Source organism: Ornithinibacillus jepli (genome assembly GCF_047228935.1).
Classification (GTDB): domain Bacteria; phylum Bacillota; class Bacilli; order Bacillales; family Amphibacillaceae; genus Ornithinibacillus.
In genome coordinates this window covers 1,020,927-1,033,628 of the sequence record NZ_JBFEGG010000001.1, presented here as the reverse complement: position 1 = coordinate 1,033,628, position 12,702 = coordinate 1,020,927, and the positions used below count along the sequence as shown (strand labels likewise).

Sequence of the window (12,702 nt, the reverse complement as noted above, 5' to 3'; positions counted from 1 at the left end):
TTTGTGGTTTGTTTATTTTGAAAATTGTATCATATATTATATTATGAACGTAGAGATAGGAAAGATTTAGAAAGGGGAATGACGATGGATATAGATGCAGTAAAGCCCAAGACATACTAGTCATGGACTTTTCTTTAAACTTCTCTAATACGAACAAACAACAACATAAGAAATGAGATTAAGACAATGGAAATTACCCACAGCCATGCTAATGTCATATCCCCAGAATCCATTGCAACATAAATTGCCGTAGGGACGGTTTGCGTTACCCCTGGGATATTACCAGCGAACATTAACGTTGCACCGAATTCCCCTAAAGCCCGTGCGAAACTTAGAATACAACCTGTAATTAACATTTTCGAAGCTAATGGTATCGAAACAAGTAAGAATACTTTCCTTTCACTTGCTCCATCTAATCTTGCAGCTTCTTCAATATCATTATCCACACCTTGAAATGCTGATTTAGAGGATTGATACATAAGAGGAAAAGCTACTACTATAGCTGCAGTCACTGCTGCATACCAAGTAAACATAATAGACTGGTCAAATACCCATTCGATTACTTTTCCTACTATACTATTTTTCCCAAAGATGACAATTAAGAAAAAGCCAACAACGGTAGGGGGGAGAACCATAGGAAGCATGATAAATGTTTCTAAAATGGCTTTCCCCTTAAATTTTTTCTTAGAGAATAATCGACCTATTATCGTTCCTAAAATGATTACGATAAAGCTTGAAACAACAGCTACTTTTAATGACAACCATATAGGGTTAAAAAATTGCTCTGATAGTAAATTAGTCAGTAATGAATCCATAATTTTTGAATACCTCTAATGAATTTTGTTTTTGAATAAAGTTATAAAAATCTTTAGCAGCTTCATAGTTTTTCGTATTGTTTATAATCCCAATTGGATAGGAAATATTTGAATGTGAACTTGAATCAGCAGCTGTTACAATTGCTACTTTTTCAGACTGAAGAGCATCGGTTTTATAAACAACTCCAGCTTCTACATTCCCAGTTTCTACGTATGCTAAAACTTGTCTTACATCTTTGGCATATACTATTTTTGACTCTAAATCACTCCAAAGATTGAGAGTCTCTAACGTTTCCTTTGCATATTTACCTGCGGGAACGGTTTCTGGTATCCCTATAGAAATATGTTCTATCTCATTATGTAATAAATCTTCGAAACTTGAAATACCATATGAATTTTTCGTAGGTACAATTAAAACAAGTTCATTACGTAATACGGTAATACCGTTTGCATCTGTAATTAATCCTTCTTCGACTAGCGTACTAAATTTATCTTCTGCAGCAGAAAAGAATATATCGACTGGTGCACCTTGTGATATCTGCTGTTGTAAAGAACCAGATCCGCCGAAGTTGAACCTTATTTTCACATCATGGTTTTCTTCCTCATATAATTGTTTAATTTCTTCTAGAGCATCCTTAAGGCTGACTGCAGCAGATACCGTAATCTCTACATGCCCAGGTCGACCAGAACAACCAGCGGTTATTATTAAGACTAAAACAGATAATGATATTAACATCTTTCTATATAACAATAATATCCACCTCATTTGATAAATCTAGAAAGCTAGTTATAGTTTACTATATTTAAATGTAAAATTCTGTACTTGATTGCTAACTAAAGTGGAAAGAAGAGATAAATGGAATTAAATTTGAATCTAATTGGAATTCATTTTTGTAAATAAAATACATGCTTGCCTTAGGGATATGTATAAAGTCAATAGGAACCTCTAGTAATCTACCTTCCATTAGTTCTTTATTTATACTAGATTTAGGTAAAAAGCTTACACCCATACCTTCTGCGATAAATCGTTTCGTAATATAAGACTGATTCACTTTCATTGTTTTAAGTGAAGGGATTTTAAGCTTTAGCTGTTCCTTCAACTCTAACCAATAAAAAGGATGATTATCAGTAAATAAAATATTATTTTCAAGAATTTCTTTTGCATCTAATATAGGGCCAGACTCGGCATCATATCCATCATGTCTTATTACTAAAGATACTTCTTCTTCATGAAATAGTACTGATTTTAATCTATTACCTGGTAAACAAGAAAGACCAAGATCAGCCTCGCCACTTTCTATACAAGACGAGATTTCATTTGATTCCATCACTTGAATCATTAGTTCCACAGTAGGATTCTCCCTCATGTACTTATGTAGGATGGAAGGTAATATAGTGTCCGCAAGTAATGGTGATATGGCAACGCGAACAAGCTTATGAAACCCTTGTTTGAATTGATTTAATCGCTGAATGCTAGCTTCATATTGAGAGATCATTTTACATGCTTCCTGATAAAATAATCGCCCAAACTCTGTTAAGACAATATTTCTTCCGTCTTTAACAAATAATTTTCCACTCAATTCCTTTTCTAATTGTTTAATTTGAAATGTAACAGCAGGCTGGGTTACATACAATTTCTCTGCAACCTCACGATAGTTTTCATATTCTGCAGCAAGAATAAAGGTTCTCAATAGGCGAATGTCCATCTTTACACCTCATTAATAAGTATTATTTATTATTATATTAAAAAACATTAAATATTAATAATCTTTTTAATGCTTTATAATGAAGCCAAAGAGGGAAGGGAGAGTGAAGAAATGTTTCAACCAGGATTAAAAGGGGTAACTGCTGTTCAGACCGAATTAAGTAATATTGATGGCAATAAAGGATTATTAACTTATCGAGGTACCACCGTACAAAGTTTAGTTGAGAACTATTCATTCGAGGAAGTTGCGTATTTTTTACTATATAATAAGTTTCCCAGTGCAGAGCAATTAAAGGAATTTACATTAAATTTAATACAAAATCGAATTATTCCAGATTATTTAGTAACCATACTTAATCAACTTCCTCAGAAAATGCAACTAATGGATGTAATGAGAACGATTATATCTGCTTATTATACTGATAGTAACGAGAATATTTTTCAAACAGCAGAAAAATTGATAGCGTTTATGCCTACATTAATCTCATATCGATATCGACAAGTAAATGATCGACCGATTATAAAGCCGGATCATGAACTAAATCATGTTGAAAATTTTATCTATATGCTAACTGGTAAACGAAATTCCAATCACGCTAAAATACTAGAAACATATCTCATGTTAACTATGGAACATGGATTAAATGCATCAACATTTGCTGCAAGAGTGACCATTTCTACGGAAAGTGACTTAGTTTCTGCAATCACAAGTGCACTTGGTACTATGAAAGGTCCGTTACATGGTGGTGCACCATCAGGAGTTATTGCATTATTAGAAGAAATTGGAACAAAAGAAGCAATATGTGAGGTGATTCACAAGAAATTAAAAAATAAAGAAAAAATTATGGGGTTTGGTCATCGTGTATATAAAACAGTCGATCCACGCGCGGAAGCTTTAAAAACCATCTTAATGCAAATGGATGATTTGCCAGAATGGATAACATTAGCGTTAGAAACGGAAAAAGAAACAATTAAAATCTTACAACAATCAAAACCAGATAAAAAACTTTATACTAATGTAGAATATTATGCAGCTGCAATAATGAAAACAATAAATATAGATCCAGATTTATTTACACCAATTTTTAGTTCAAGTAGAATTGTCGGCTGGTGTGCACATGCAATCGAACAATTAGATAACAATACGATATTTAGACCAAATGCAATCTATGTAGGAAAATAATTTATAATTGCTGTAGAATAATTTAAAGTTGATTCGCAGTAATTTTTTATTCTGTCTCACTATCTAAAGTATACTTGTTAAGTGAGACAGAAATTAATTTTTAACCAATAACTTCCCATAATTTATATTATGTTAACTTGGAAATATAAAATTAATTTATCATTATTCCTTCCCTTTATGCTGACCAGTGACACAAAAATACTTAACGAAATGACACAAATATACTGAATCAGTACTTTTATTATATTACTTCCCCTTTTCAGGGTATTCGTTATGCTAAAATTTATATATCTTTTACTAAAAACATTAAATCAACTTGAATTTTGTCTAATTTAGTGACACAAATTTACTTAATGAGCTGCTTTATGTTCTTTTTTTGACTAAAACAAATCAGTTAGTGACACAAAAATACTGAAACCCTTTTATGTCTAACTAGTTGTCTGCTTTATTAACCGCACTTCTCATTTCTTCATTAGTTAGATGTGTATAGATCATAGTTGTTTGTATCGATGAATGGCCCAACTGTCTTCTTAATTTAGGTACATCATTGTTTTCAAAGTGATATCTAGTTGCAAATGAGTGTCTTAATTTATGTACAGATAAGGCTGGTTTACCAAATGCTTTTGCATATTTTTCAATTATTTTTTCAATAGAACGTCCTGTTAGTCTTCTGGACGTATCTTTAGGACCCATAGATGATGCAATGAATAGAGCTTTAAAGTTTTTGCTAACCTGGTATTTTACTTCTCGCACAGATATGTATTCCTTTAAGTCTATACTTGCTTGCTCACTGAAATATACATATTGTTCTTTGTTTCCTTTTCTTATAACTCTAACAGTATTTTTTTGCCAATCAATATCGTCAATATCAATATTAACTACTTCAGAAAGTCTTAGTCCTGATCCAAGTATTAATGATACTATTGCAGTGTCTCTCTCACGGTTTTTCTCGTGAAAGTTAAAGAGCTTTTTGTTATCCTTGTGTACCAATCCGTAATCACTGGCAACAAATTGACGAAACTGTTCATATTCATCACCTCGTAATATTTTACCTTCTATACGGTTAGCTAAAGTTTCTTGATCTTCTTTTACATCATTTAATTCAATTTTCGCCATAACATTTCGTTGAATATAGGGCTCCAAGTCATTTGTTTCTGCTACATTTTGTAGGTAATGGAATAAGGATCGTAATGCAGACAATTTCCGATTAATAGTAAGTGGAGTGTTCCCTAGATTATACTCTAAAAAGGATAAAAAGTCTTCTATTTGTTGCACTGTAAGCTTTTCAAGTACATTAAGAGGTATATCTACTATTTTCCCCCTAAAATACCCCTCTGCTAATAACCAGTCAAAGAATATAATATAATCATGACAATAATTTAAAAGGGAAGCTGCAGATAATTTTCTTCGCTTTTTATCAATAAATTCACCAACATACCATGGTAGTTCTTTTACTTTTTCTTCAATTCTTGCATATAAATGTTGCTTTTTATCTTTACTCAAATAGCTCACCCCTCACCTATATTTTAATTCTACATATATTACTTCGTCAAATTTATATTTTACGTAATAATATAGTTTATTCTCCTTTCCTTTGTATAATTGACAATTAACACAAATTTGTTGCTTTTCATTAAAAAATTGTATTCCGTTTACTGTACTTTCCCAACTATTAATGCTATTAATCAAATAACTAATAGCAAGAGATTACTCTGTTATTAGTAATTAAAAACTTTTATAGCTTCTGTTGCAGATTATTCGTCCAAATTGTATGTTTTTATATGTCTAATTTAATTCTCTAGTTTTGTCCACTACGTTCTGGTGAAATAAAAGAACTGGTTTTATAAATTTTATTTGTCTCCCTTCGAATTCTGTCTAATCGATTCCAAACTGAGTTAAAATTAAGTTCATAACGTTCAAACAGAAAAGGTCGCCAATAAAGACGACTTTTCTGGACGGTGCCTCATTATTTATTAATACTGTTCCAATTCATCAAGGGGGGTTGTTTTAAGAAACTCTTCTATATCTCGGTAAGTCAATCTTTCCTTAGTAATAGTATTACCGATATGCTCCTTATGGAATAAACTCGGTTCACCATCCTTCGCTAAAACTGAACGAATAGCCCTTAACACATTCGTTGCTTTTAACGCTATTTCTCTAACATCAGATGTGTTTATGTGGAATAAGCCTCTTGATTGAGGCAAAGCGTCCCTGCGAATCATACTTTTGTGGCTTATCATGACAGCATCGACTGTTCCTTCTTCTGGGAAAGGAACATTTTCCCTAATCCATTTTTTATGCCCATCTGTCTGCCTGCAAGCATCACTGTATACAGGATCACCTTGGTCTTCTTCTGTCTTTGCTTCAAATCCAAAGAACTTATCTCTTAAGTACCAAACTCCATCTGGAACTGTATCCCCTTTTGGAAGGACAACCTCAAAACCAAGTATTCTGCCTAGATGCTCCAATCCTTGTTCAAACTTTTTGGCGTCATCGTTGTTAATCAGATCCAACAACTTCTTCATATTTTTTTCAAACATAACTCCGAATAACCCTAGATTATTCAACACCATTTCAATGTTATCTGTTTGTATCGCAAGGTAAGGGTCAATTCGTGGAACGTCTTTTTCCGTAGGAACGGTGTGAATCAAATCAGCTAACCATGAAATACCGTTGGACATTCTTAATGCAGATGAATAATAATTCCTGTCTAAATTTGGGTCTATCGGAATCATTGTTTTAGCTAAGAATGCTGTATTACCAGCGATGTAATACCACCAAGCACGATAACCCTCAAGTTCCTTACCACCACTCAATTTTTCTAGTATTAATTTTGCTTTCTCAAGAGCTCTATCTAGTTCCATTTTCCATAACGCATAAGTAAAATCAATTTCGTTTTCAACATTAAGTGTTAGTTTTTGAACCTCAGCCTTAGTTTTTTTCTCATATTCCTCTCGAATTTCCGTCACTGCATCATTAATAGCAGTAAAGTATTCTTTATCGGTTATGAAGTCATTCATAAAACCGACCATCTCTTCAACTGATTCAATTTTCCCCGAGTTACTAAGCCCAAACTCAATTTCTGCTTGAATTTCCGGGTGAAATCCTATTAAATTCTCTCGCTTAGAACAAAATTTCAATAGATTAGGATCTAGCATAATAACATTTGCAAAGTCATCATTTGAACGTGTGCATCTTCCAAGTGCCTGCGTAATCCTGGTTTTCACTAACTCACTCAACACAGCATTCGCATTTAATCTATTCCACAAAAATCCTTCTTGTAAGTTTGTAGCCTCAGGCATCCCAAACACAATTTGTAAGCGACAAGTATCCCCGGATAAATCTATCCCATCATATCTATTGGTTAGCACAAGCACGACCTTTTCCTTTGATGAAAATGGCTCCAAACTGTCTTCTATGGCTGATGAATCCAATATTGTATATTCTGGTAATTGTTGTTCCATCTTTGAAATAAAAAACTGAGCAGTACGGTTGTCCGGACATAGAACTAACGCCCTTCCTTGATTACGAATTGTACCAAACGCCACTTTCATGGCATCATCTGGATTAAAAATTCTATTTGGAAAAAGAATTAATCTCCTTCCATTACTATATTTATCCCATCCCTTAGGAATAGGTATCTTACTAATTTTCCTTATCCCTGAAATTCTTTCAAGCTCTCCTCCTTCTCCGAGTGTTGCTGACATATATATTCTCTGATTCGCATCACTAAATGCAGAGTGAGTTTTTGTAGGTGGGACTAGTGGTTTTATATTAATTTCTCCCCAGGAAAAGAACATTTGACACGCTTCCAAGTTTCCATTTATTTTTGACCATGGGTGTTTGGCATTACCGTATTCAGTGATATTTGTTTCAAGCAATTGTATCAATTGAGGTAGTTTTTCAAGATATTTTGGATAGGGAATAAGATCATAAATCGGCTTATAATGTTCGTTATCACCACTCATTATTCTCGTATAATTGTAATCTGAAATATCTTCCTTGAATAATTCAATAATGCTCTCAAAAACTTCCTTATTATCTTTTCTTTTTATCTCTACTGTCCATAATGATGAAATGTAATTTTCTGCTGAGTGAGCATCGTCCAACAGTATGGTATTTGCATCATCCATTTTAAAAGGGTTTGTGTTAAAAACAGCACTATATGTAGTAATGCCAACGGATTTGCTAGTTACATAATTTCCGTACTCTTCCTCTGAATATTCCTTCTGCGGGCCAATAAGCAGGCTTGCTGGCAAACCATATTCCTTTGCCTTAGAATAAACTTGTTTTGCTAATTGTTTAGTTGGACATAAGTAGAGTACACGTTCTTGATGGCACCTTCTCCTGTATTCGGCAATTAATAATCCGATAAGAGTTTTACCTGTCCCCGTTGGTAGTTCAATAGCGACATCTGGATTTGTTTTAAACTTATTATAATATTCCCGTAAAATATCAGCTTGTTGGGACCATAAGCCTTTTATGTTTGGTATTTGTAATTCCCTAAAAATCGATTCTGGGTCTTTTTCAACAGTCTTCACAATCTTTGGTTTAACAAATTCGAATTTCTTTCTCTCCATAACAATTCCCCCTTTTTAATTTTTGTACATTTCTCAACTGGTAATCCCTAATTTTTTATTTCTATGCAATAATATGTTATCGAAATATGGAAACGGATACAACTTATTTAGATATTTTAAGTAGAGTACGTGACCTTTATATCAAGAAAAATACTAACTTGGTTTGTTAATTTATTGTTTTAAAACTTTCTGTTTTTCTATTATTAACCTGTACCTTTAAATCCATCTCTTTAAATTAATCCTAAAATACACCAAATATATTTTTGCTTTATTAAATAAAAAAAAGGTAATCATTTTCCAATGATCACCTTGTTTATCTAACGCATATTTTAATAGAATATTAGAAGTTTTTCTTTAGCTGCACCCATTATTGGTAGAAATTAATACACTATTTAACTATATTCAATTTTTAGTGGCTTCTCATCCAGTTATAAGTCGTTTTATATATGAAAATTGGTACTATAATCAAACTATTTTTATTACTTTTTTGTTTAATCGCAGTTTTTAGAAATCTCGTCCATTAACTTTTATTTCCTTTGGCGTTCTCTTTAAGGAACCATACTTTCTCTTCATTTTCTCTATTAAGTGAAACCTTTTATCATGACAGTATATTTGGCGGTAGGATTGATAAACTTGTAAGGAGTTATAATATATAACATTTTGAACATCTTTCATTGGAACAAAGGAATTTTCCAGCTCCAAGTAATTCTTATGATAGGTTCGTTCATACATGATTAAAATATGCTTTTGTGAAATAGGTAGTGCTATTTCAATTCCTTCAGAATTGTATCCTTCGTATGACATTATTGGATGACGTTTATGAGCAACTTTAACGACAGGATTATCAGATGTGTAAAATGGCATGGTGGTTTTGTTTACCCCTACTATCCAACAATGATTAACCAAAGACTGCGCTAACATGATTGGAAAATCTCCTAATATAAACTGAGCATGTTCAACACTAGGAAATTCATGCTCTTTTTCTACGGTCATACTCCCGTATTCATAGTCTTTATCTTGCATTTTTGCCAGTCTATCAACCATTGCTTGTAATGCCCCTTTTTGGGTTTCAATTAGACCCTCACGGAATTCTTTAGATCTAACAATTTGATAGGCAATAAATAGCGATAGAGGATGACGTTCTTCTACAGTTAGCGCTTCCGAAAATAAAGGATTAGGCTTTAATACATAGCGGCTTCTAATATTTTCTAATAAACTCTTATAAGGACCTTCAATTTCTGTAGAGAAGAATTCCTCAATTCCTTGTTCAATCGTTTTATAGCCACCTTGTTTTGTATCGAAACCCAATTTCGATAGCTCTTCTTCAAGTTTTTTCTTCTCATCTTCGGATATAACTTGAAATATTTCGTCAAAGGGAATATCATAAAAATACTTTTGCGATGCAACGTTAGTAATATTACTAGGAAAAACAGCATCCGTTTCTTTATCGTAAACCCATAACTGACCTTTTTCATTTGCAAAGTACTTCAAGTATGACCTAGGCACATAATGTTGATTTTTCACTTTTCCCATTAATATCCCCCTCGACCGTCTATCTATTAATTTTCTCATAATATAATTTTCTGTTTCATTATGTATAAATAATTCTATCATAAGTTAGGTGCAACGTTTGATGGGTATAATATGTACTTAAAAGCAGGAACACTTCCTTAATCTAGATGTGTTCTTTACGGGAGTCCTATCACCTTAAAAGTTTTTCGCTATATTATATAGGGGTGCATTATCTAACATTAAACTATTAAACCTCTTATATGGCATCAATGCTGGTCGAAATATCCGTTTAATTCCACATGGATGGGTAAATAACCCAGAGTTGTTTTCAATTTTTTATACCGGAGATCTTCCATAAAAGAGACTCTCCTCTATTCCAATTTTATTATATAGTATCCATTGATAATAAAAGCAACAGTTTGTGTTAAATTAATATAAACGCAATACTTTCGTGTCATAGATTTATAACATAAATGTATTGCGTTTTATATATAATTCCTTGAAATTTTAACTTTTTTATAGACAATAGGTTTGTCATACTAGTCAGTTTGTTCAAAGATATAATAGAAAAGCTGATTTTTATTCTTATAATTAAGCCTAAACATCATAACCTAGCTTTTCAATAACTTCATTCATGGCATCAACACTTACTTTTGATTCATCAAAAAAACATTATGTTAGGCAAAATAGGGAATTTAGAGACCAAGTTAGTCGTTTGGCTTCTGCCCAACAAATTGAATAACATGTGCTAGACCTTTATGAAGTTCTCCTTCGTGACGGGTAACTTCTCCCATAAATAGGTGAACAATGCGGCAATCACCAAATGTTTTTAAAAACTCTTCTGGTTTGTACAGAAAGTCCTGACTTTGTGGTCCGCCACTTTTATAAGGAATCTGGTAAGGCGAATACACCTCTGTTAGAAAATAACCACCTGGCTTTACAGCTGCCTTTACACCTTTAAGTGTTTTTTCTAAGCTCTGTTGGGAAATGTCCAAAGATACATACAATTTCATCCCATTTGTCTTTACTCCAGTTTGCTTCATTTAAGTCTACTAGTTCAGTCAAGACCACTACCCCTCGTTCTTTTGCTAGCTTATTTGTTTTTGCAAGCCCCGACTCAGCAAAATCCCATGTGGTAACTTTCATTCCCTGTTCTGCTAAGAAAACAGCATTTCTCCCTTCTCCTTCAGCTATGGCCAAAGCTTCACCTGAAATTGGTATTTTCTTATGAAATTTCTCCAAAAAAGCATTTGGATCCTTCCCATAAACATAACTCTCTGTTTGAAAACGAGTATTCCAATTATTCAACTTTTATCAATCCTTTCTTAATTAGTTGTATACTACATACTTTCACACATTCACCCAATGTGAATTACTAATTTTGTTCCTTCATGATGATGAGTTGATGTTTGAATCTTTAACAGCTTAGCGAGGAGTAACTGCTTACTTAGTAATCCTTCAGTTGTAGGTAGTGCATTATTTTAAATCCACTATATGATTTTGATAATTAAAAAAGGGTGTTATTTTTTCACCCTTCTTAAACTCCTTATTGCTTTAGTACTTCAACAATGCTTTCAGGGTCAAAACCGATAACCCACTTACCGCTAATTTATGTTTGAGGAACTCCCATTTGTCCTGTTTGTTTAACAACCTTTTGCATCATCAACGGATCCTTTTCGACATTCACTTCTGTAAACGGAATGTTGTTTTGTGATAGAAAACCTTTAAGCATTGTACAATAGGGACATTGTGTTGTTGTATATACGGTTATGTTCTTTTCCATAATTGAACCTCCATTATTTTATTTGAATCAAACTTACCCCTTTGGGTATTTATAATAGTAAAGAATAAGTGTTATAACACCTTTCAAGCTATTTAGCCTTGGTATTTAACACTTCTAGTATGCGAACTGGATCAAAACCAAAAACCCATTCACCGTTAATATTTGTTTGAGGAACAGAGAATCTTCGCGTTTTCCCAATAAGTTTAATCATTTCTAATAGATTAAGATCTACATTAACTTCTTCGTATTCTATATTCATATTAGTTAAAAAATCTCTAACCATTCCACATACCGGACACATCGTGGTGGTGTACAGTATTACATCTTTTTTCATTCTAGATAAGCCTCTATTTCTAATATTTATTCTGCAATAAAGCAGTCTCATTGTTAATGGACTACTTTATTGATTATTACTTACTCTTATCAATACAAGCTATTAATCTATTCTCAATATCAGTGGCAACATCCTGTAAAGACTCATCCTCTATCATTTGAATGAGGCTACTTGGTTTTGGCATTCCAATTTTTGTTTTTCCTTGTTTATCTTCATATACTACGATTTTGCAAGGAAGAAAATATCCAATAAGTTGGTTTGCTGATAAAACATTTTGTGCTTCTTGAGGATTACATACCTCAAGTACAGTAAAAGGACTTTCTAAATTAAACCCCTTATTTTTCAATGTTTCTTGAACATTAAACTGCCACTGTACACCAAACTTTTCTTTTTTCAAATTCTCTTCCAGTGATTGTATCGCTTCATCTATTAATTTTGACGTTTCAACAGTATAATGAAACATATATTCATCTCCTTAGAGTTGTTATTCATTCGGTTTTACCACTCCAGTTATTCATTCCACCGAGCATTTCCTCTACCTTATATCCTAATGCTACAAGAATTCCACAAGCAGCTTTACTACGATTACCAGATTGACAAGTAATGATATAGGTTTTATCCTTGTCTAATTCATCCTTGCGTAATGCAAGTTGTCCTAATGGGATATGCTTAGCATCAGGGATTTTACCAGTTGCTACTTCTCTAATTTCACGAACATCAATTACGGTCACTTCTTCACCATCTTGAAGACGCCTAACTACTTCTTCAGGTGTTACTTGTCTTGCCATAA

The 12,702-nt window shown here is 32.9% G+C and carries 10 protein-coding genes and 2 pseudogenes; 1 reads left to right on the top strand and 11 read right to left on the bottom strand.

Going from position 1 to position 12,702, the window contains the following annotated elements; all coding sequences use genetic code 11:
• Positions 1 to 134: 134 nt before the first annotated feature.
• The 3 genes from modB to AB1K81_RS05310 all read right to left on the bottom strand — a co-directional run bounded on the left by modB (position 135) and on the right by AB1K81_RS05310 (position 2,521).
• The gene (gene modB / locus AB1K81_RS05320; protein WP_412975590.1) at positions 135 to 815 is read right to left on the bottom strand and encodes a molybdate ABC transporter permease subunit; all 681 of its coding nucleotides are present in this window, start codon (positions 813 to 815) and stop codon (positions 135 to 137) included.
• Positions 796 to 1,581, bottom strand: coding sequence for a molybdate ABC transporter substrate-binding protein (modA, locus tag AB1K81_RS05315; protein ID WP_412975589.1), 786 nt, complete (start codon positions 1,579 to 1,581; stop codon positions 796 to 798). The genes modB and modA overlap by 20 nt, the downstream gene beginning before the upstream one ends.
• Positions 1,582 to 1,645: 64 nt before the next feature.
• Positions 1,646 to 2,521, bottom strand: a complete 876-nt coding sequence (locus AB1K81_RS05310; protein WP_412975588.1) for a LysR family transcriptional regulator — start codon at positions 2,519 to 2,521, stop codon at positions 1,646 to 1,648.
• Positions 2,522 to 2,632: 111 nt separating this feature from the next.
• Between AB1K81_RS05310 and AB1K81_RS05305 the strand changes: the two genes are divergently transcribed.
• Positions 2,633 to 3,703 (top strand): citrate/2-methylcitrate synthase, encoded by a 1,071-nt coding sequence (locus AB1K81_RS05305; RefSeq protein WP_412975587.1) that lies wholly within the window; start codon positions 2,633 to 2,635, stop codon positions 3,701 to 3,703.
• Between the two features lie 432 nt (positions 3,704 to 4,135).
• Here AB1K81_RS05305 and xerS read toward each other — a convergent pair whose 3' ends face one another.
• From xerS to AB1K81_RS05265, 8 genes and pseudogenes are all read right to left on the bottom strand, one after another.
• Positions 4,136 to 5,206, bottom strand: coding sequence for a tyrosine recombinase XerS (xerS, locus tag AB1K81_RS05300; RefSeq protein WP_412975586.1), 1,071 nt, complete (start codon positions 5,204 to 5,206; stop codon positions 4,136 to 4,138).
• A 470-nt stretch (positions 5,207 to 5,676) separates the two neighbouring features.
• Positions 5,677 to 8,283 carry a DEAD/DEAH box helicase family protein gene (locus AB1K81_RS05295; RefSeq protein ID WP_412975585.1) on the bottom strand — a complete coding sequence of 869 codons (2,607 nt, stop codon included), beginning with the start codon at positions 8,281 to 8,283 and terminating at the stop codon, positions 5,677 to 5,679.
• 504 nt (positions 8,284 to 8,787) lie between these two features.
• Complete coding sequence (locus AB1K81_RS05290) at positions 8,788 to 9,816, bottom strand: DUF4238 domain-containing protein (protein ID WP_412975584.1); 1,029 nt, start codon at positions 9,814 to 9,816, stop codon at positions 8,788 to 8,790.
• A 686-nt stretch (positions 9,817 to 10,502) separates the two neighbouring features.
• A pseudogene (locus AB1K81_RS05285) lies at positions 10,503 to 11,103 on the bottom strand (methyltransferase domain-containing protein).
• Positions 11,104 to 11,341: 238 nt separating this feature from the next.
• Positions 11,342 to 11,578 (bottom strand): annotated as a pseudogene (locus tag AB1K81_RS05280) (glutaredoxin family protein).
• Positions 11,579 to 11,666: 88 nt separating this feature from the next.
• The gene (locus AB1K81_RS05275; RefSeq protein ID WP_047982043.1) at positions 11,667 to 11,912 is read right to left on the bottom strand and encodes a glutaredoxin family protein; all 246 of its coding nucleotides are present in this window, start codon (positions 11,910 to 11,912) and stop codon (positions 11,667 to 11,669) included.
• Positions 11,913 to 11,988: 76 nt separating this feature from the next.
• Positions 11,989 to 12,375, bottom strand: coding sequence for a DUF302 domain-containing protein (locus AB1K81_RS05270; RefSeq protein WP_047982042.1), 387 nt, complete (start codon positions 12,373 to 12,375; stop codon positions 11,989 to 11,991).
• Positions 12,376 to 12,400: 25 nt separating this feature from the next.
• Positions 12,401 to 12,700: a rhodanese-like domain-containing protein gene (locus AB1K81_RS05265; protein ID WP_412975583.1), complete on the bottom strand. Its 300-nt coding sequence runs from the start codon at positions 12,698 to 12,700 to the stop codon at positions 12,401 to 12,403.
• Positions 12,701 to 12,702 lie beyond the last annotated feature (2 nt).

Excerpts from the sequence above, each read along its gene's own strand:
- modB (WP_412975590.1), bottom strand. The coding sequence starts at position 815 with ATGGATTCATTACTGACTAATTTACTATCAGAGCAATTTTTTAACCCT.
- modA (WP_412975589.1), bottom strand. The coding sequence starts at position 1,581 with ATGAGGTGGATATTATTGTTATATAGAAAGATGTTAATATCATTATCT.
- AB1K81_RS05310 (WP_412975588.1), bottom strand. The coding sequence starts at position 2,521 with ATGGACATTCGCCTATTGAGAACCTTTATTCTTGCTGCAGAATATGAA.
- AB1K81_RS05305 (WP_412975587.1), top strand. The coding sequence starts at position 2,633 with ATGTTTCAACCAGGATTAAAAGGGGTAACTGCTGTTCAGACCGAATTA.
- AB1K81_RS05295 (WP_412975585.1), bottom strand. The coding sequence starts at position 8,283 with ATGGAGAGAAAGAAATTCGAATTTGTTAAACCAAAGATTGTGAAGACT.
- AB1K81_RS05290 (WP_412975584.1), bottom strand. The coding sequence starts at position 9,816 with ATGGGAAAAGTGAAAAATCAACATTATGTGCCTAGGTCATACTTGAAG.
- AB1K81_RS05275 (WP_047982043.1), bottom strand. The coding sequence starts at position 11,912 with ATGAAAAAAGATGTAATACTGTACACCACCACGATGTGTCCGGTATGT.
- AB1K81_RS05270 (WP_047982042.1), bottom strand. The coding sequence starts at position 12,375 with ATGTTTCATTATACTGTTGAAACGTCAAAATTAATAGATGAAGCGATA.
- AB1K81_RS05265 (WP_412975583.1), bottom strand. The coding sequence starts at position 12,700 with ATGGCAAGACAAGTAACACCTGAAGAAGTAGTTAGGCGTCTTCAAGAT.